Origin of the sequence: Fictibacillus arsenicus (genome assembly GCF_001642935.1) — a bacterium.
GTDB classification, from domain to species: domain Bacteria; phylum Bacillota; class Bacilli; order Bacillales; family Fictibacillaceae; genus Fictibacillus; species Fictibacillus arsenicus_B.
Genome location: NZ_CP016761.1, coordinates 755,619 through 775,452 on the forward strand (window position 1 = coordinate 755,619; position 19,834 = coordinate 775,452).

Genomic DNA, 19,834 nt, shown 5'->3' on the forward strand with positions numbered 1-19,834 from the left:
GAGGTTTTTTACATGTCAAACGTAAAACATTCAATTTCAGCTGCAAGAGGCACTAAATTATCTGCAAAGGGCTGGGTGCAGGAAGCAGCTATCCGTATGCTCATGAACAATCTCGATGCACAAGTGGCAGAGAATCCGGATGAGCTTGTCGTTTATGGAGGAATCGGAAAGGCTGCGCGCAACTGGGTTTCTTATCATAAGATCGTTGAAACATTAGAAAGACTTGAAAATGATGAAACACTTCTCGTACAGTCCGGAAAGCCTGTTGCAGTTTTCAAGTCACATACGGATGCACCGCGTGTACTGCTTGCAAACTCTAACCTTGTTCCGGCATGGGCAAATTGGGAGACATTCCGTGATCTCGAAAAAAGAGGTCTCATGATGTATGGCCAGATGACAGCCGGAAGCTGGATCTATATCGGCACGCAAGGAATTCTGCAAGGAACATACGAAACTTTTGCAGAAGCAGCCCGCAAGCATTTTAATGGTTCGTTAAAAGGAACGATTACGCTTACAGCAGGACTTGGCGGTATGGGCGGTGCTCAGCCTCTAGCTGTAACGATGAACGATGGTGTAGTAATAGCGATCGATGTAGATGAAACAAGAATTCAGCGCCGTCTTGATACAAGATACTTAGATAAAAAGACAGACAGCTTAGATGAAGCTTTAGCAATGGCAAAGGAATTTGCGGCAAAAGGAGAGCCGTTATCAATCGGACTCTTAGGTAATGCGGCTGAACTTTTACCGAAAATGATCGAGATGGGTAAAATCCCTGACCTTGTAACAGACCAGACATCTGCGCATGATCCTTTGCATGGTTACTTGCCAGTGGGTCTTTCCATGGAAGAAGGCGCAGAACTGCGTAAACGAAATCCTGAGCAGTATATCGAAAAGTCAAAGCACTCGATGGCTGTTCACGTTCAAGCAATGCTGGAAATGCAAAAGAAAGGTGCCGTTGTTTTTGATTATGGAAACAACATCAGACAAGTAGCCTTAGATGAAGGTGTAAAGAACGCATTTGATTTCCCTGGCTTCGTTCCAGCGTTTATTCGTCCGCTCTTCTGCGAAGGAAAAGGACCGTTCCGCTGGGTAGCCTTATCAGGTGATCCGGAAGATATCAGAAAAACAGATGAAGTCATCTTAAGAGAATTCAGCGACAATGAGCACCTTTGCAAATGGATCAAGATGGCTCAGGAAAAAGTACAGTTCCAAGGGCTTCCTTCCCGTATCTGCTGGTTAGGATACGGAGAGCGTGCGAAATTTGGAAAAATCATTAACGAAATGGTAGCTAATGGTGAATTGTCAGCACCGATCGTTATCGGACGTGACCATCTGGATTGCGGTTCTGTAGCTTCACCGAACCGTGAGACTGAGGGAATGATGGACGGCAGTGATGCAGTTGCAGACTGGCCGATCCTGAACGCAATGATCAATGCTGTTAACGGTGCAAGCTGGGTTTCTGTCCACCATGGCGGCGGCGTAGGAATGGGCTACTCTCTTCATGCAGGAATGGTAGTTGTGGCAGACGGGACAGAAGAAGCAGCACGCCGATTAGAGCGCGTATTAACGAGCGATCCTGGAATGGGAATTGTCAGACATGCTGATGCAGGTTATGATCTAGCAATTAAAACAGCGGAAGAAAAAGGCGTTGACCTGCCGATGATCAATAAATAAGACTGTATTTGGGTTGTTGCTAGTAGAATTGGCTGATTTACGCTCATATATGCTCGCTTTCTCTCGCGGCGTATGGTGAACCACTCGAGATTGTCCTCGTTTTCGTTACTTTGAGCGAAAAAGGAAGATTTTGAGCGAAACGATAGTCAGTTTGAGCGCAGCGAGAGAATCTTGAGCGTAACTCGGCTTTTTTGAGCGAAACCTCAATGAGTCTGAGCGAACGTGTAATAATTATAAGAACACGTACCGTAAATGAGGGACATAACTAAAAAGGAGTGTGACGAATGCTAGATACATTAATCTTTGCTTCACAAATTGTCGTTCCTGCCGGAGAAGGCAGAGCACTTCGCGGAGCGGAAATGAATAAGCTCAAAGTAATTGATAATGGAGCTGTCGGAATAAAGGATGGCAAGATCGCTTTTGTTGGAACACGTGAAGAAGCGGCTGATCTAAAAGCTAACGAAACGATAGATGCTGAAGGGAAATTATTATCACCTGGATTAGTTGATCCCCATACACATTTAGTGTTTGGGGGATCGCGTGAGCATGAACTGGCGCTGAAACAACAGGGTGTTCCTTACCTGGAAATCCTGGCGCAAGGCGGCGGAATTCTTTCCACAGTAAGAGCAACAAGGGAAACAACTGAAGATGCACTTTTTGAAAAAGCGATGTTTCATTTAAACAGATGTTTAACTTATGGTGTTACGACAATGGAAGCGAAAAGCGGCTACGGCCTTGATAAAGAAACAGAATTGAAGCAGCTTCGCGTAGCCAAAAAGCTGAATGAATCACATCCGATGGATCTCGTTTCTACCTTTTTGGGAGCGCATGCTATTCCGGAAAATTATAAAGGAAGACCGGATGCCTTTTTAGAAGAAATGCTATCTATGCTGAGTGTTATCTCGAAAGAAGGTCTGGCTGAATTTGTAGATATCTTCTGTGAGACAGGTGTCTTTTCGGTTGAGCAGTCCAGAACATTTTTACAAAAAGCAAAAACAGCCGGGTTTGGCGTGAAGATACATGCTGACGAAATCGATCCGCTTGGCGGAACAGAAATGGCGTGTGAGATCGGTGCTGTTTCAGCTGATCACCTTGTTGGAGCAAGCAAGGAAGGCGTCCGCATGCTAGGCGAATCAGATACGATAGCTGTTCTGTTGCCTGGAACAACGTTTTATTTAGGAAAAGATCACTTTGCACCTGCAAGAGAAATGATCTCGAGCGGAGCAGCGGTAGCTCTTTCAACAGACTTCAATCCTGGCAGTTCGCCAACCGAGAATATTCAATTCATTATGAATTTAGCAGCTCTAAAGCTGAAGATGACACCAGAAGAAATCTGGAACGCAGTAACGGTTAACGCCGCTTATGCGATCGGGCGCGGTGATGTTGCCGGGAGTTTGATAAAAGGCAGAAATGCGGATCTTGTGCTTTGGGATGTCCCGAATTACAAATATGTTCCTTATCATTATGGTGTTAACCACGTAAATAGAGTTTGGAAAAACGGTGTATTGGTGGCTGGAAAGGCGGATTCACATGCAAACTATACCCTTTCTTCGTAAAACAGGTGAAGCGCCGTTTACTGACCGAGGAATTAAGAAGGCAGGACAGCTTCTGAAGCCATGGACAGGTGAGGGTGTGAAAGGGGTAGCGATCACAGGCGCACCTCTTTCAAAAACATCTATATCCCACTCTGGCGCGTTTATGGCACCGCAAACGATCAGACAGATGATGCACTCTTTTTCGACCTATAGCATTGAGCAGGAAACTGACATGTGGGATGGGGTTATCACCGATTTTGGTGACATTGAGATGCATGTAACGGATTTGATTCAATCCCAAAACCGCATTTATTCTGCGTTAAAAGAAATTCAAAGTCAGCATAATGGGGCATTGATTATCACATTGGGTGGCGATCATTCTGTTTCTGCAGGTGCAATTAAAGCCTTTCAGGAAACAAGGGGTCGTGTAGGAATCATCCAGTTTGATGCGCATTTTGATCTAAGAAATACTGAGGATGGCGGTCCATCAAATGGAACACCATTCCGCCAGCTTATCGAAAATGGAGTGATAAGCGGTGATCAGCTCGTGCAGCTGGGTATTCGGGATTTCTCAAACGGGAAGCTTTATCATGATTATGCAAAGGACAATGGTGTAACCGTCTATACGATGGGAGATATCAAACGTGAAGGGCTCCTCACCTTGCTTAAAAAATCAGTTGAACAGTTAAAACAGACAACAGATAACATATACATTTCTTTGGACATGGATGTACTGGATCAGGCGTTTGCCCCAGGCTGTCCAGCGATTGGACCAGGCGGATTAGACAGCGATTCATTAATTGAAGGCATTCAATGGCTTGGTGAGAATCCTTCTGTAAAAGGAATGGATATTGTCGAAATCGATCCGACTCTCGATTTTCGAAATATGACAAGCCGGCTGGCCGCTTATATCATCATGCAATTTTCGCTTTTTTATTCAAAACGAGAAGGAGGAAAATGAAATGAGTGAGTTTGGAAGATTCATTGAAAACTCCAGAAAGCAAAAAAGCTTAAGCAAGTCTGAGCTTGCCAGGAGATTAAGCATCACGCCACAGTATATGGCAGATATTGAAAAGGGAAGAATGATTCCTTCTGAAGAGAAGATCGAGAAACTAGTGACTGCTTTGGAGCTGAACGAAAAAGAAGCGTTTAAACTAGCTGATAAACTTCCTTTGCGTGTGCTTGCAGAAGCAAAACAAGAATACTATAAACATGGATAAACGGATTAATTGGAAGCCTGCCTGGTGTGGCAGGCTTTTTTGATTGTCTTAGAGTTGTTGTCCTCATCATAAGGACATTGATTTACATATTATATAAAAATGATTAGCGAGGTTTTTTATGTGATGATTCTCATTTTTTATGTGATCTATTACTGAAGGGTACATGATGTATTTCTCCAGAGGAATTACTCTGCTAGGATCTCTTCGATCTGATAATAAAACTAGTGAAATCCTACTAAAAAAAGAATCCAGACGTATTTTAATAAAACGGTAGTACATTTACAGTAGATTTATCACCTTTTTAATTGAATCTTATCTACTAAAAAAAATTTTACGTATCCAATCGACTAAAAAACTAGCTCTAAAGTCTGTGGAAGAAAATAAATCATCTACCTTATCCTCATTCATCCGAATTCTGATTAATATGGAAGTAATCACCAAGAAATGACACAATTTTCAGACTACATATTAAGCAGGAGGTTATTTAGGGTGAATAAGAAATTCGTGGCGACAACACTTTTAGCGACATCGATCATGCTGACACCGTTTTCGGTAATGGCGGAAAGTCCAAAACAGGTAACGGATCAAAAGATAACGGAGGCACTTGTAAACTTAAATAAAAACAAACTTTTCGATAATCTGGAAAGTAAACTTCAGCAGCTGACAGACGAGGAGAAGGTGCCGGTAATTATTCAATTCAATGAGGAATTCGCCGGTGGAAAGGCCTTTGAGAAACTCGCCTCAAAAGTCGGGGTGTTCAAAAAGTCCTTCGAGTACAAAGTCATCAATGGAATGGCAGCAACGATGACAAAGAAGCAGATAATGCTGCTGGAGCATCTTCCGTTTGTAAAACAAGTAGAATATGATGCACCGATACAAATGAACTTGGAAACAGCGAACAGCTGGTTCGGAACGGCAAAAGCCCGTGCCGATTATGGTGTGACTGGTGATCAAGATGGGAATGAGCGCTCATATTCAAAAGCCGATAGTGTTGTAGCAGTCATTGATACAGGGATTGATGCTGCACACGTTGATCTGGATGGCGGAAAAGTAATCGGGTGGAAAGACCTTGTGAACAATCGTACAACTCCTTATGATGATCAAGGACATGGAACGCATTGTGCCAGCATTGTTGCGGGTGAAGGAGATTCAAATTCTGCACATAAAGGCGTTGCACCAGGAGCTGCTTTAGTTGGTGTTAAAGTGCTGGACAGTCAGGGGTCAGGCAGTATGAGTACCGTTACAGCGGGGATCGACTGGGCCGTACAAAATAAAGATACTTACGGCATTGAGGTTCTTTCATTAAGCCTTGGGACTTCAGGGAGTTCAAACGGACAAGATGCTACATCTGTTGCAGTAAATAATGCATCAGCAGCCGGACTTGCTGTTGCCGTTGCAGCAGGTAACTCAGGGCCATCGGCTTCAACGATCGGATCACCGGGAGCAGCTGATAAAGCAATCACGGTTGGCGCAGGTGCTGATCTAAACGAAGGCGGCTTCAATATCACATACTTCTCTTCTCGCGGCCCAACAGCTGACGGCAGAGTGAAGCCGGATATTTTTGCACCAGGCTATAATATCACAGCAGCAAAAGCTAATTCAGGAAATCAATATGTAACATACAGCGGTACGAGTATGGCTACACCATTTACAGCAGGAACTATTGCCCTTATGCATGATGCGAACCCGTCAATCACTGAGCTGCAAATTAAGAATGCTCTCTATTCAACTGCGATTGATTTTGGGAAGGCTGGTAAAGACAATGAGTATGGATACGGACGTTTAGACGGATATGCTGCAGTAAAAACGGCTGGAGGCCTAACGGGTTCTGGACCTGCCGTGCCGGATCATTTTTATAAACGCGGGACTTTAAGTTCTGGCGGATCACAGACATTCTCACTGAATGTAACATCTGCGGCATATCCGATTTCTATGACTGTCATTACCGAAAACTACAGCCCAGGGTGGTTCATTTTCCCGGCATCCCATAACTACTCTGTTTCATTAATCGATCCAAGCGGAAAAACAGTTGTTAGTTCTTCACAAAATGAGCGCCAGGATCATGCATTCTTCAAGCCGACACAAACAGGTGTTTATCAAGTGAAGGTTTCATCAAGCAGAGGAAGCGGAGCGTATGATTTAGATGTAAGTGCAGGCGCTTCAAGCTTAAACTAATAAAGAAAAGAAACACCGCTGTTGACACGAAATGTCCAGCGGTGTTTTTTGAATGAATATTAACTTTCGCTTTCTTGAGGCTGAGAAGGTTTTGGTTTTAACATACGCTTCAATTTGGACCATCGTAGTTCAATAAACGGCTGTGTCAAAGCAATTACTGGTTTGCTTGCTAAAAACAGCGTTACAATAACCGCTAGGAAAAGAAGCATAACATAAGCTCCGTTTTCTTCAATTGATGCAAACAAGTCTGTTGTGAACAAATACTTTAACACAAAGCCGTGCAGCAGATAAATGTACAATGTCCGCTCGCCAAACTCTGTGAAAAACATTTTTCTCCTTGGAAGGAGTGCTAAAAAGCTAAATGTTGCGGCAAACATGACACCATACATTGCAAGCCGAATGAGTCCTCCATACCAGTCGTTATATCCGAGAATTTCAGAATAGGAAGACGAGGCAAGAAGCCATTCCTTTGTTCCGTTTGGGAATATAAAGTGATAGGTAATGAATAAAACGATTAAAAAAGCAGCAGCAGCAGCTTTTGCAGAAGGCTTCAATATTTTTTTGAAGTCTCTTTTTTCAAGTAAATGACCAAGTAAAAAAACCGGAAAAAATACAAAAGTACGGAGCAGGCTTAAATAGGTCCCAATTTCGTGAATATAGCCAACAGCAACACCAATACCAATTGCCAGTACTAAAGGATACTTAATTTTTACGAATATCTTTAAAAGAATGTTCCAGAATACAAGACTCAGTAAAAACCATAGAGTCCAATGCGGTGAAAAGAAGTCTAGTTTCACTTCACTTTTTCCGTAGAGATCATAATAAAATAAACTATACACCAACTGAAATACCAGGTAAGGGATCAGAACCTTTTTAAAGATCTTGGGAAGGTAACCGTCGCGCCAAACACCTTTAGTAAAGAATCCGCCAATAAGAATAAAGGCAGGCATGTGAAACGTGTAAATAAAGTTATAGATCGTGTAAAGCCACTCGTTTTGACCTTTTATCGGCGAAATAAAGTGTCCGAACACGACCAGAAAAATAAGAATAAACTTTGCGTTGTCAAAATAATAATCGCGTTCTTTCGCTGCAGTACTCATCAAGATTCCTCCAATAAAAATTCACCATATAAAGTGTTCGTATGAATTTCACGTTTTTCTTCCTACCCTCTATAATTCCCAATCTTTCATAGTTTTCTAACCTCAAAATTAAAAAAACGCATTTCCTGAATACAGGAAACACGTTTTTTCATTTAGATCTTCTCTAAAAGATGGTTGCTTTTGGTTCATTTTTCTAACTTCATAGGTAAGTTGATTGGAGAGCAAGGTACGAGACTCCTGCGTGCCAACCACCTGAATAAACTTCTTGCAAGGCATGCGACGAGGAACACGCCGCGTCAGGATTCCCTTGTAGACGCAGGAGCACATAAACTACCTTGTAGGTGAGACCCCGTCAGCGCGAAGCGATAGGGAGGCTCACCGCCCACCCCGCGGAAGCGAGCATCCTGGAGCGGAAATCAACCACTTTCAAGGGCAACAAAGTTTGCGAAACTGCCTTGGATTAAAAGTCTATTTTGATTTTAATAAAACCGGCACTTCGAAGCGCTTCGTAAATAATAACTACAGCTGGCCCCACAATCAATCCTATCATGCCAAGAAGCTGAAAACCTATATATAAGGATACGAGAGCTGCCAATGCGGAAATACCAAGACTTGATCCAAGGATTTTAGGTTCAATGATTCTTCTGACAATTGTAATCACACCGAACATGATTAACAGACCAAAAGCGAGGTGGTCATTATTGTTGATAAAGAACGAGTAAGCCGCCCAAGGTACAAGGAATGAACCTGTTCCCAAAATAGGGAGGATATCAACAATGACAATTAATAGAGCGATGATTACCGCGTATTCTACATCTAAAATCATAAGTCCCACTATTGCAAGGATATATGTAATAAAGCTTAAGATGATCTGTGCTCTAAAAAAGCCAACAGTTGCTCTTGAAAGCTGACTGAATACAAGTTCAACCTTTTCGCGGGCAGAAGTTGTAAATAAGTTCAGAAATTCTGCATACAAGCGAGGCAGATCCAATGAAAATAAAAATACAGCAACGACATAGATAATAAAATAAATCAGCATACCTGGTATTGCAGTTATAAGGCCTAAGATTCCCGTCGTTAATCCCTTTGCGGTTTCAACTCCATATTCCTTTAATGCTACCAAGCCTTCTTCAAGGGTTCTAACCACTTCCGGCGGTAGAGTGGCATAAAAGTTTTCCATTTCATAAAACGTATCTTCAGCCACTTCAAACAGGTGGACAGAGTAGGATGGAAGAACAGTAATGAACTCGATCACTTGAATAACAAGTGTTGTAGTCAGCCAGTATGAAAGAATTCCAAAGCCAGCTAAAAATAGCACGAACGAAATAGTAACCGACAGCAATCGTCTGCCTTTAAATAGTTTGATGAACAATTTCACTACCGGTTCAAGCATTATGGCGGTTAATAATGCGAGAAGGAGAGGTATACTGTAAAAGACAAATATGACGATTCCAGCGAGCAAAAATAGTAACAAAACAACGTTTTTTACAGTCATTTTCCGGCTCCAATCTCCGTAAAATTATCCGGTTTACTCATGAATAGGGCTAGTACCCATTATGACCGGAAAAAGAGATGAAAATTCTTAATATATAAACAATGATGTTACGATAAAGTGAAAAAGTCAATTGCAGAAAGAAAAGTTTTTTGAAAATCTTTTATTTTCTTTCTAGCCTCCTCATTGCCAATATTGCATTCAACTGTCCTCCTGCTATTAAAATCAATGCGGAAAGATAGAACCAGATCATAAGGGTTAATAGTGCTCCCATATTTCCGTAAATTTGTCCATAATCAAAAATGGATACATACGAAGAAAAAAGATACGAAAATAAATGCCATCCAGCTGTGGAAAATACTGCGCCAGGCCAAACATTACGAAATGAAAGCTTTATGTTTGGAGCGAACATGTAAAGCGCTGAAAAGATAAAGAGCAGGACGGAAAAACCAATCACATATCTTGCCGTTTCCCAAATGTGCCATACCGGATGAGAATATCCTGTTTGCTCAAATATATAGACTCCTATGGTCCGTCCAAAAACAGGAAGCAGTAATGCAGTGATCACTGCCACTACTAGACCGAAAGTCAAAAACATCCCAAGAATTAATTCTTTAATGAAAGGTCTGCTTTCTTCCACTTGGTAAGCGAGATTAAATACCCGTATAATGGCATGTGTACCAATGGTTGCAAGCCAGATCATGATAATTAAGGAGATCGAAAATACATCTCCGCGGTGTTCGTCTAACACGGCAATTAAATTATACTCTAGTAAGGTATATGCTTCTTCTGGTGCAATAGACTGAAAAAGAGAGAGAACATATGAAGAAGAAATCGGCAAAAAACCCATAACAGTAAATATAAGAAAAATAAAAGGAAATAAAGAAACTAAGAAATAATATGCTAACTGAGCCGAAAGATCGAAAACTTTATCTTCAAAAAAACGGCGGAACCACTGTTTCAAAACCCATCGCATATGTATGCCTCCATGACTGCGGCGTATGATTCTATCCTGCATTATTCCCGTAATCAAAAAAAAGAACGCTTATTTTGAAACAAAACGTTCAATTGCACGTATGAATTAAAGTCGTAATTGAATTTCTATATTTATCATCCTAAGAACTACAGCAGGATGAGGACCTTCTTGTTGGGCTCGAACAGCAACTGGATTGGCAGCAAAGAATAAAAGGAGAGGTTGAAGGTGTAGATGGCGTTGGGCAGATTGGACAGCAGCAAGGATTTACATCTCGGCAAAATAAAGGGACGCCACAAAATAAAATACATGATTTGCACGTAACAGAACATCCAGAACAGCACATGAAAAAACACCCCCTTTCATTATATATATGAAAAAATGGATAAGCCTGTAAGGGCAATAGAGGTGTTAGGACAGCCTTTTTTAGTGTGATATACAAAGCAATATTATTATCTTTTTACAAAATCATGGGGTATACTATTATACAGATGTTTAACAGGGAGGATTTTTTTAATGGAGTTATTTGCACCAGATTTTTGGTCAGCTTTGCTCGCAATTGTCATTATTGATTTGGTTTTGGCTGGAGATAATGCAATCGTTATAGGTTTAGCAGCTAGAAACTTACCGAAAGAAAATCAGAAAAAAGTAATCATTTGGGGTACAGTGGGTGCCATCGTGATTCGTGCGGCAGCGACACTCGCTGTTGTATGGCTATTAAAAATTCCAGGTTTGCTGCTGGGCGGCGGACTAATTCTTTTATATATTGCCTACAAGCTAATGATAGAAGAAAAAGATCATGATATTGAAGCACAAAATAATGTTTTTGCAGCAATTAAAACGATAATCATCGCCGACGCAGTTATGGGTCTTGATAACGTTCTTGCGGTAGCTGGTGCAGCACATGGTGACTTCCTGCTTGTTGTTATCGGACTATTAATCTCAGTTCCGATCGTTGTTTGGGGAAGTACACTCTTTCTGAAGCTGATGGAAAAATATCCTTTTATTATCACCATCGGAGCAGGTGTTCTTGCTTGGACAGCTTCTAAAATGATCGTAGGCGAGAAATTCATGAAGCCATACTTTGAAAACGACTTTATTAAATATGGTTTTGAAATTTTAATGGTTGTTATTGTTTTAGGGCTTGGAACTCTTAAGAAGAAAAAAATGGCTGAAGAAAAAGCAGCAGCATCTAATGAAAAAGTGCCAGAGCCTTCAAATAACGAAGCATAAGGCAAAGACCTGTATGGGATATTCCTGTACAGGTCTTTTTTATGTTTATGGGGGCCGGAAGAATGAGGAATGAAGAAGTAGTAGCTTCAATCAAAAGCATAGCTGCTGTTGCTGAACAATCAGCCGCAGCTAGTGAAGAAGTAAGTACTTCATCGGAAGAACAAGTCTCGCACTGGCAACCGTTTCACAATCGGCAGAAGAATTGAATGATGCTTCTACAGCCTTAACGGAAATGATCAAACATTATAAAATTTAGCTCAGAGCTATAAGAGGGATCTAGCAATTATGGATGGTCTTGAAAGGGGTTGATTTCCGTTACAGGTTACTCGCTTTTCGTGGGGCGGGCGGTGAGCCTCCTTTACCCTTTGGGTAATTAGAAGTCTCGCCTGTCCCACTTCATAGAAGTATCCTTGCTCCTGCGTCTACAAGTAATTACTAACGATGTAAGCTTCCTCGTCGCATGCCTAGCGAGAAGCTTCTCATGTGGTAGGCACGCACCTTTCACTCCAATCAACATGTCAGTGAAGAGTCTTTAAAGCACCTGTTTGAAAAATACTAAATAAAAAGGAAACGGAGCTATAATTCCGTTTCCTTTTTTCATCTATTAATAGATATCCCGTTTTGAGAATGTAACAAATGCGATGATGAACCCGGCGAGTCCCCAGACAGCAAGGACGGCCATTGAGAATCCTAATGACATGCCTTCGATCGGAGTAGCCATTCCGCTAACATAGTTTGTGAGATTCAGGTTCACCATGAAAAAGTATTTAGCACTTTCCCATGAGGAAACCATGTTGACTAATATAGCTCCTGCGATGAGTGAAGCTAGCATGATTCCCATTACGGCTGCGGTGCTGCGCAGTAAAACCGACAGCATGAAAGTTAATGTGCCTACGATGACACATACATACCAGACAAGGCCGAACTCCATCAGAATGTATTGCCACTGAGGCACGATGTGGACGTTGTCTGTCAGCAACTCATCACCTGAAACGGCGAACCCTGTCAAAAGAGGCATATTCCAGCCGCCGTACCCGAACACCATTCCGGATATTGCATAAGACAGCACAGCAACTGACAATACGATGAAAGATACCGAGAGCAGCATGGCTAAGTATTTGCTTAGCAAAATCCGCCACCTTTTTACCGGTCTTGTTAATAAGAGTTTAATTGTACCTCCGCTAGCTTCAGAGGAAACGAGATCAGCAACGATTACCATAACTAGAAGCGGCAGCAAGAGGTCGATCGAGTTCTCAACGAAAATGCGCATGAAAGTTGGTGCTCCTGGTGCCCGTGGATCGATATCATTTTCGAGATAATATTGCTGCTGAGACAATCTGATCTTTAAATATTTCCGCCATTCATCTTGAATTCGGCTCGAGCTTAGTCTGTTTTGTGTATCTGTGATCTCTTGCTGAAGCACAGTGCGCCAGTCCTGAGTACCCATCTTTTCCCGCTGATCCTGAATCTCTTTGAACTGTGCATATGTAAATAACGGCACTAGAAAAGCGATGATGAGGACGATGACATACAGCCTTTTTTTACGCAAAAGCTTCAGCATTTCGTTGCGTACAAGATTAATCAATACTTTCGCCTCCTGTCACTTCTAAGAACAGATCTTCAAGAGAAGGAAGCTGAGTTCTCATTTCTTTTACTTTTACGCCAGCCTGGACAAGTTTTTCGTTCCATTCAGGCAAAAGCGGTTCGTTATAAAGCGTGATCAGCGTACCATCCAGACCTTCCTGAACTTCTGTCTCATTTTCTAAAATCTCTTTAGCGAGAGAGAGCGGCTCGGCTTTCCAGATGACTCTTTCTTGTTCAGCTAAAAGGTTTTGCACAGAGTCCGTCCGGATGACTGAACCTTTAGAAATGATCGCGACTCGATCACACATGAGCTGAATTTCACCCAGCAAGTGGGAAGAGACTAGCACGCTTAATTTTTCTTCTCTCGCAAGCTTTCGGATAAACTCACGCATCTCACGGATTCCAGCAGGGTCAAGGCCATTCGTCGGCTCGTCCAATATGAGCACTTTCGGTTTTCCTAATAAAGCCTGTGCAATTCCTAAACGCTGTCTCATACCAAGTGAATATGTGCTGACGCGGTCGTGAATCCGGTTTGTTAAACCTACAAGTGTAACGACTTCCTGAAGCCTGCTCTTTGGAATAGAAGCATCCATTTTTGCAAAGTGCTCTAAGTTTTCCCATCCTGTTAAATAAGGGTAGAGTTCAGGGTTTTCAACAATACAGCCAAGATGCCGCATCGCTTCTGTAAACTCTGTCCGAACGTTTTTGCCGCCAATTTTTATAGTTCCTGAAGTAGGAGAAATCAAGCCGACAATCATACGGATCGTTGTCGTTTTGCCGGCGCCGTTTGGCCCAAGAAAACCAAACACTTCACCAGGGTAAAGGGTAAAAGAGACACCTTTAATGATCAGTTTCCGCTTGATTTTTTTCGTCAGATTTTCAACTTCCAATGCAGGGATATGACTCATGATTCATCTTCCTCCTGTTCAAATGTGATCAGTGAGGCTACACGTTCTGCCATTAACTTATACCCTTCTGTATTTGGGTGGAATTGATCAGAGTATAAGTAGTTTTCAAGCTGCAGCTGAAAAAGATCAAACGTTGGTACATAGACAATGTTTTCAAACTCAGCTGCGGCTTCGGCAGTCTGAAAATTCCAGTCCCTAACAACAGATGAGGTTGTTTTGGCATCCGGAAGGTTGCTAAAAGGATTATAGAGTCCGACATGATAGATGACAGCATCCCCGTTTAAATCCCTGAGCTGTTTATAGATGTTATTTACATTTTTTAAGTAAATTTGTTTTTTTCCATTAATCGCATTCATATCCAAAGATTCAAGTGCTGCGCCTTGCTGAAACAAATCATTCCCGCCGATCGTCATCACGATTACATCAGCTTGTTTGGCTTGCCTCTGTATTTCCTTTTGCTGAATCTGTTTCAGAAGACCTCGAGATGTTTCTCCTTTAATAGCTGTATTAACGAGATTGATATCCTGTTCTGATTTTTCCTTTAAAAGATCAGATAAATATCCTGTGTAGCCCTTGCCATCAGCATCTCCTGTTCCGCGTGTCAATGAATCCCCTAGCGCGAAAATGGTAAGCTTGCCATCGTCAGTTTTTGATGTGGCAGACTCTGTTTTTTCTGCTGGCTGTTCGAATTTTTCATTGGCTGAAAATTGATCTTGCAGTGTCCAGCCAAGACCAAACAGCCATAAAAGACTTGCAGCAATGGAAACTGCCGAAACAATCGTTAAGGTGTATTTTTTCAAAACAGGTTTCATCCTTCCCAATTCTCATTATCTGTTCTTTCTAGGATAGCAAAAATTGCTTTGTATTCTAACTTTTTTGCCTATTTGAGGTAAAATAAACCAAAGGGAGTGGAATCATGAAAAATTTTTTTGAGATGATTGCATTATGAAGTGGTCACCAGTTGGAGAATCACAAAGAATTGTATCGCTGGACATTCTGAGGGGAATTGCAATTTTCGGGATTCTGCTCGTAAATATGAAGTCGTTTTCCGGACCAGATTCACCCATAAGGGCATTAAGCTATGAATATTTTAATCAGCCTTATGATATTTGGACAAACGTGCTGCTTGAATTTTTCGTTCAAGGAAATTTTATTACGATGTTTTCGTTCTTGTTTGGTTTTGGCATGATACTGATGTCAGAAAGAGCAGAAGCTAATAACCTGAGTTTTTTGCCTGTCTTTTTAAGAAGACAGTTCGTACTGTTATTGTTCGGTGCAGCTCATGTTCTGTTCTTTTGGTACGGTGATATTCTAGTTACGTATGCCGTAGTTGGGATGATCATGCTTTTGTTCTACAGATTGCCGAAAAAAGCATTGTTGGTCACTGGATTGGTTATGATTGCCGCATACAGTTTGTTCATGTCGGTTTTAACGTATGAATACTGGACAAGCGGGGCGGCTTTAAGCTATCAGGAATCATTGAACGCACAGCATGAAAATGAGATTCGGAAATCCATTCAGATTTATAGCGAGGGTACTTATTCAGAGATCATGCAAGAGAGAATTCGCGAATGGACTGATCTCAATCAATATTTCCTGTTCTTTTTATTCGGTATATTGCCTATGTTCTTGTTTGGTGCATATGCCGCTAAGAAGGGGCGCTTTGAAAATAAAGCGTTATGGAAGCTTTGGGGACTGACTCTTGTTTTGGGTCCAGGGAGTAAAATGTTCGCCGTGCTTTTCTTTCCTTATAAAGGAGAAGACTGGCGGTATGATACAGCTATGTCGTGGGGATATGAATTTGGCGGAGCAATGATGAGCATTTTTTATATATGTTCGATTGTGCTGCTTTATAGAAGCGGCAAGTTTAAACGATTGTTTAACTTGTTCCGGATTACTGGAAGGATGGCTTTCACGAATTACCTGACTCAATCGATCGTCTCTACTTTTATTTTTTACAGTTATGGACTCGGTCTTTATGGAGAATACGGTCCGTTAACCGGTGTTATGATTGCTGTTATCATCTTCGGTTTACAGGTGCTTTTTTCAATGTGGTGGTTAAAGAACTATAAAATGGGACCACTTGAGTGGATTTGGCGCACGCTAACCTATGGGAAGAGGCAAAAGTTAAAAAGAACAGAAGAGAGTGTATCTTAAAGAAGCTGGAGGAATCCAGCTTTTTTTTGCATGTTTTCTTAACTTCCGCTACACTAGTAGTTACATATATGAGCATATATTCATATACTAAAAAAGAACAATATCTGGGGGTGCTTGTTCATGAAAGAAAATAACGAAAAATATGAACAACTTGATGAGGAAACACTATTTATTGTATCGCAAACGTTTAAAGCACTCTCAGATCCGACAAGGATTCGGATCCTTCACTTATTAGGAGAAAAAGAATGCAGTGTTTCAGAAATAGCTGAAGAACTGTCACTCATGCAGTCAACAGTCTCGCATCAGCTGCGTTTTTTAAAAAACCTCAGACTTGTAAAATTCAGACGTGCAGGAACAACCCTGTATTATTCGATAGATGATGAGCATGTGATGACTCTCTTGCATCAATCGATTCATCATGCGAGACACGACTAGAGAGAGGAGGAAAAGCAGATGAAGGAACACAAGATTACCGGATTATCCTGCGGCCACTGTGCATTGAAACTGCAGGATCAAATTCAGCAGCTTCCAGGCGGGGAAGAGACTCAAGTCCAATTTAATTCAAGTAAAATTATTTTAGATGAAGAAGTCGATATGGATGCTGTCCGTTCGATACTTGCATCAGAAAAGGTTCGTCTTGAAGCAGATGGAAAACCAAAAGGACCGAACTGGCTCATGATTTTTCTGTATGTTTCAGCTGCATCATTTATCGCTGCATTAACGGCTGAATGGTATACGGAGCAGCCGGCTTTACCCATAGTCTTTTACGGAATTGCGACGATTCTCTCTGGATATCCCACGTTCATGAAAGGTCTGCGCAACTTAACAAAATTAAAATTCGATATTAATACTTTGATGACAGTCGCTTTAACAGGTGCTGTCGCTATTGGAGAGTGGCGAGAAGCTGCTCTTGTAGCGATTCTTTTTGGAATTAATGAACTGCTTGAATCCTATGGTATGGAAAAAGCACGCAGGTCGATGGAAACTCTTCTAGAAGTCGCTCCTAAGGAAGCTGTCTTATTAAAGGATGGAAAGACTGAAATCATCTCAATAGAGGAATTAAACGTGGACGACATTGTACTTGTAAAAACAGGTCAAAAGATTCCTTCAGATGGAGTCGTTGTTCATGGTAAGAGCTCTGTAAACGAAGCAGCTATTACCGGAGAATCTCTGCCTGTTGAAAAGGAAAGCGGGGAACCGGTCTTTGGCGGAAGCATCAATAATGAAGGAGTTCTTCATGTTAAGGTGACGAAAACCTATAAGCAATCCGCTCTTTCTAAAATCCTTGCTCTAGTCCAGGAAGCGCAAGAATCCAAGACACCTACTGAATTGTTTATCAACCGGTTTGCGAACTACTATACGCCGGCAATCATGATTATTTCAGCACTTGTAATGCTTGTTCCGCCTCTTTTATTTAATGAAGCATGGGGTGAATGGTTTTATCAGGGATTAGCTGTATTGATTGTCGGATGTCCATGTGCTCTTATTTTATCATCTCCTATCGCTATCCTTTCAGGGATTACAGTGAATGCCCGAAACGGCATTCTGATTAAAGGCGGAGCATATTTAGAGCAGCTTTCCAAAATTGAAGTAATCGCTTTTGATAAGACAGGGACGTTAACATTAGGGGAACCGCATGTTGTTGCAGATGCTTCGTTTCATCCTGATTTTTATAAAGTCGCATATGCTATTGAAAAATCCTCGTCTCATCCTTTAGCGAAAGCTGTTATTAAACGCTGTGAAGAACTAGGTACAGAAGAAGTCGAGGTTGATGAGATCAAAACAGTATCAGGGCAAGGGATTACGGCCATAGTTGAGGGTTCCACGTACCGACTGGGCAACGAAAAGATAATTGGTGAAACGGAACCAGATGAAGAATCTGCAAAAGTAATTGAACAATATAAACAAGAGGGCAATACCATAGTGCTTGTTGCCAAAGATAGAGAGATATTAGGTATTTTCGCAATCGCTGATGAAATTCGTAAAGAGAGTGCAAATATCATTCGTGATCTTCATAGAAACGGAATAAAAGAAACGGTCATGCTAACAGGAGATCACCCTTTAGTTGCAGAAAAAGTGGCAAAGAAAACAGGGGTATCTGCTTTCTTTGGCGGAATTCTGCCAGAAGAAAAGGTTAAAAAGGTTAGAGAATTAAAAGAAAAGCATAAAGTAGCCATGATCGGAGATGGGATCAATGATGCGCCGGCACTTGCCACAGCGGATCTTGGGATAGCTATGGGTAAAGGAACGGACAGTGCTATTGAAACAGCTGATATCGTGCTCATGCAGGATCACTTAGGAAAACTGCCTGATGCGGTAGAGGTATCTCGCAAAGTGAACACGGTCATTAAGTGGAATATCGGCCTCTCGCTTGGATTGAAAATGTTTGCCCTTCTGCTGACAATTCCAGGCTGGCTGACCCTATGGATCGCTATACTTTCAGATATGGGAGCAACCATCCTTGTTACACTGATCAGCTTAACCGTCTTGCTTCATAACAGAAAAAAATAAAGGCAGTGCTTCATTGATACAAAGGATTTATTCTAAAGATTGTTGTATTTTTGCCTTTCTTCACTGCTAAGTTGATTGGAGTGTAAGGTGCGAGACTCCTGGGGGAATAGCGGGACAGGTGAGACTCCTAACGGTGCAAAGCGCAGAGGAGGCTCACCGCACGCCCCCCGGAAAGCGAGTACCTGAAACGGAGATTAACTACTTCCAAAACAACAGGAAGATTCTGAAGAACGTGCTTTTCTAAAGAGAACAGTCTCAAAAAATCTAAGCCATGCATTTGCGTGGCTTTTTTAGTACGATTAATGTGGATAAGGGAGAGTTTTTTTAGGAGGACTTTATAAATGTCTGAAACGTTATTAACGTTTTTCAAAGAATACAGTGGATGGGCAATACCTATTTCCATTTTCTTAAATGTGATTATCGCAATATTAGGTGTTGTTCCATCTGTATTTTTAACTGCAGCTAATATTCTTTTCTTTGGCTTTTGGTATGGTACCTTAATATCGTTTATAGGGGAAGCAGCGGGTGCAGCCATTTCATTTCTGTTATATAGAAAAGGATTCAAGATAGTTTCAAGACAGAAGCTAGAGGGGTACCCCCGGGTGGTTAGGCTTTTAGAAGCAAAAGGAAAAGAAGCTTTCATCCTGATCTTTTCGTTGCGTCTGCTTCCGTTTGTACCTTCTGGTCTCGTGACATTTGCAGGAGCGATAGGAGCAGTTTCAGCATTTGTATTCGTTGCAGCAAGTTCAATCGGCAAAGTTCCTGCGCTGCTATTAGAAGCCTATTCAGTTTATAACGTTACAGAATGGAATACGGAAGGCAAGATTATTTTAGGTATTATAGCAGCCATAGGTATATATGCAATTGTAAAAAAAATAAGATCATAATCAAATTATTTGCATACTATAGGGGGGTATAGTATATTCTAAGTAAGAAAGCATCCCTGTATGGAAGGATGATGGAAAAATGGATCAAAAAACACATCGCTGTGAAAGCGATAAACAAGATTTGAACAACCGTTTAAAAAAGATAGAAGGCCAGGTCCGGGGACTGCAAAAGATGATCGAGGAAGACCGCTATTGTATTGATGTTCTTGTTCAGATTTCTGCGGTTAGCGCGGGATTAAAAAAGGTGGGCTTTCAACTGATGGAGAATCATACTCACCATTGTGTGGCTGATGCGATCAAGTCAGGTGACGGCGAAGCATCAATCGATGAACTAATGAAAGTGATTAAGCAATTTTCCAAATCTTAAAAAAGGCTGGTGAATACC

General features: G+C 41.5%; 18 protein-coding genes. 12 read left to right on the forward strand and 6 right to left on the reverse strand.

Features of this window, described 5'->3' with window-relative positions; genetic code table 11:
- Window positions 1-12 precede the first annotated feature (12 nt).
- From hutU to ABE41_RS04115, 5 genes are all read left to right on the forward strand, one after another.
- On the forward strand, window positions 13-1,674 hold the full coding sequence (gene hutU, locus ABE41_RS04095; protein WP_066286779.1) for a urocanate hydratase: 1,662 nt from the start codon (window positions 13-15) through the stop codon (window positions 1,672-1,674).
- A 284-nt stretch (window positions 1,675-1,958) separates the two neighbouring features.
- Window positions 1,959-3,230, forward strand: a complete 1,272-nt coding sequence (gene hutI / locus ABE41_RS04100) for an imidazolonepropionase (protein WP_066286781.1) — start codon at window positions 1,959-1,961, stop codon at window positions 3,228-3,230.
- A complete protein-coding gene (gene hutG, locus ABE41_RS04105) occupies window positions 3,205-4,170 on the forward strand; it encodes a formimidoylglutamase (RefSeq protein ID WP_066286783.1) in 966 nt (321 codons plus the stop codon). The genes hutI and hutG overlap by 26 nt, the downstream gene beginning before the upstream one ends.
- Window position 4,171: 1 nt before the next feature.
- Window positions 4,172-4,429 (forward strand): helix-turn-helix domain-containing protein, encoded by a 258-nt coding sequence (locus ABE41_RS04110; protein WP_066286785.1) that lies wholly within the window; start codon window positions 4,172-4,174, stop codon window positions 4,427-4,429.
- Between the two features lie 489 nt (window positions 4,430-4,918).
- Window positions 4,919-6,604 (forward strand): S8 family serine peptidase, encoded by a 1,686-nt coding sequence (locus tag ABE41_RS04115; RefSeq protein ID WP_253805432.1) that lies wholly within the window; start codon window positions 4,919-4,921, stop codon window positions 6,602-6,604.
- 59 nt (window positions 6,605-6,663) lie between these two features.
- Here the strand turns inward: ABE41_RS04115 and ABE41_RS04120 are convergent, their stop codons facing one another.
- The 3 genes from ABE41_RS04120 to ABE41_RS04130 all read right to left on the reverse strand — a co-directional run bounded on the left by ABE41_RS04120 (window position 6,664) and on the right by ABE41_RS04130 (window position 10,172).
- Complete coding sequence (locus ABE41_RS04120) at window positions 6,664-7,704, reverse strand: acyltransferase family protein (RefSeq protein ID WP_066286787.1); 1,041 nt, start codon at window positions 7,702-7,704, stop codon at window positions 6,664-6,666.
- 460 nt (window positions 7,705-8,164) lie between these two features.
- On the reverse strand, window positions 8,165-9,199 hold the full coding sequence (gene ytvI / locus ABE41_RS04125) for a sporulation integral membrane protein YtvI (protein WP_066286788.1): 1,035 nt from the start codon (window positions 9,197-9,199) through the stop codon (window positions 8,165-8,167).
- 160 nt (window positions 9,200-9,359) lie between these two features.
- Window positions 9,360-10,172 (reverse strand): YihY/virulence factor BrkB family protein, encoded by an 813-nt coding sequence (locus ABE41_RS04130; RefSeq protein ID WP_172827328.1) that lies wholly within the window; start codon window positions 10,170-10,172, stop codon window positions 9,360-9,362.
- A gap of 513 nt (window positions 10,173-10,685) precedes the next feature.
- Between ABE41_RS04130 and ABE41_RS04135 the strand changes: the two genes are divergently transcribed.
- Both ABE41_RS04135 and ABE41_RS20895 read left to right on the forward strand, forming a co-directional pair.
- The gene (locus tag ABE41_RS04135; RefSeq protein ID WP_066286789.1) at window positions 10,686-11,402 is read left to right on the forward strand and encodes a TerC family protein; all 717 of its coding nucleotides are present in this window, start codon (window positions 10,686-10,688) and stop codon (window positions 11,400-11,402) included.
- Between the two features lie 62 nt (window positions 11,403-11,464).
- Window positions 11,465-11,608: a hypothetical protein gene (locus ABE41_RS20895; protein WP_156774216.1), complete on the forward strand. Its 144-nt coding sequence runs from the start codon at window positions 11,465-11,467 to the stop codon at window positions 11,606-11,608.
- Window positions 11,609-12,006: 398 nt separating this feature from the next.
- On the opposite strand, the gene ABE41_RS04140 is transcribed toward ABE41_RS20895, so the two are convergent.
- Genes ABE41_RS04140 through ABE41_RS04150 form a run of 3 tightly spaced genes read right to left on the reverse strand, consistent with a single transcriptional unit; the run spans window position 12,007 to window position 14,694 of the window.
- Window positions 12,007-12,987 carry an ABC transporter permease gene (locus tag ABE41_RS04140; RefSeq protein ID WP_066286791.1) on the reverse strand — a complete coding sequence of 327 codons (981 nt, stop codon included), beginning with the start codon at window positions 12,985-12,987 and terminating at the stop codon, window positions 12,007-12,009.
- On the reverse strand, window positions 12,980-13,894 hold the full coding sequence (locus ABE41_RS04145; RefSeq protein WP_066286793.1) for an ABC transporter ATP-binding protein: 915 nt from the start codon (window positions 13,892-13,894) through the stop codon (window positions 12,980-12,982). The genes ABE41_RS04140 and ABE41_RS04145 overlap by 8 nt, the downstream gene beginning before the upstream one ends.
- Entirely contained in the window at window positions 13,891-14,694 is an 804-nt protein-coding gene (locus ABE41_RS04150) for an SGNH/GDSL hydrolase family protein (RefSeq protein WP_066294596.1), read from the reverse strand. The genes ABE41_RS04145 and ABE41_RS04150 overlap by 4 nt, the downstream gene beginning before the upstream one ends.
- A 145-nt stretch (window positions 14,695-14,839) precedes the next feature.
- Here ABE41_RS04150 and ABE41_RS04155 point away from each other — a divergent pair, with 145 nt between their 5' ends.
- The 5 genes from ABE41_RS04155 to ABE41_RS04175 all read left to right on the forward strand — a co-directional run bounded on the left by ABE41_RS04155 (window position 14,840) and on the right by ABE41_RS04175 (window position 19,816).
- Window positions 14,840-16,051, forward strand: a complete 1,212-nt coding sequence (locus tag ABE41_RS04155; RefSeq protein ID WP_066286794.1) for a DUF418 domain-containing protein — start codon at window positions 14,840-14,842, stop codon at window positions 16,049-16,051.
- Window positions 16,052-16,171: 120 nt separating this feature from the next.
- A complete protein-coding gene (locus ABE41_RS04160) occupies window positions 16,172-16,486 on the forward strand; it encodes an ArsR/SmtB family transcription factor (RefSeq protein ID WP_066286796.1) in 315 nt (104 codons plus the stop codon).
- Window positions 16,487-16,504: 18 nt separating this feature from the next.
- Window positions 16,505-18,562: a heavy metal translocating P-type ATPase gene (locus ABE41_RS04165; protein ID WP_066286798.1), complete on the forward strand. Its 2,058-nt coding sequence runs from the start codon at window positions 16,505-16,507 to the stop codon at window positions 18,560-18,562.
- Between the two features lie 341 nt (window positions 18,563-18,903).
- Entirely contained in the window at window positions 18,904-19,449 is a 546-nt protein-coding gene (locus ABE41_RS04170) for a TVP38/TMEM64 family protein (protein WP_066286799.1), read from the forward strand.
- Between the two features lie 79 nt (window positions 19,450-19,528).
- On the forward strand, window positions 19,529-19,816 hold the full coding sequence (locus ABE41_RS04175; RefSeq protein ID WP_066286800.1) for a metal-sensing transcriptional repressor: 288 nt from the start codon (window positions 19,529-19,531) through the stop codon (window positions 19,814-19,816).
- Window positions 19,817-19,834: the final 18 nt, after the last annotated feature.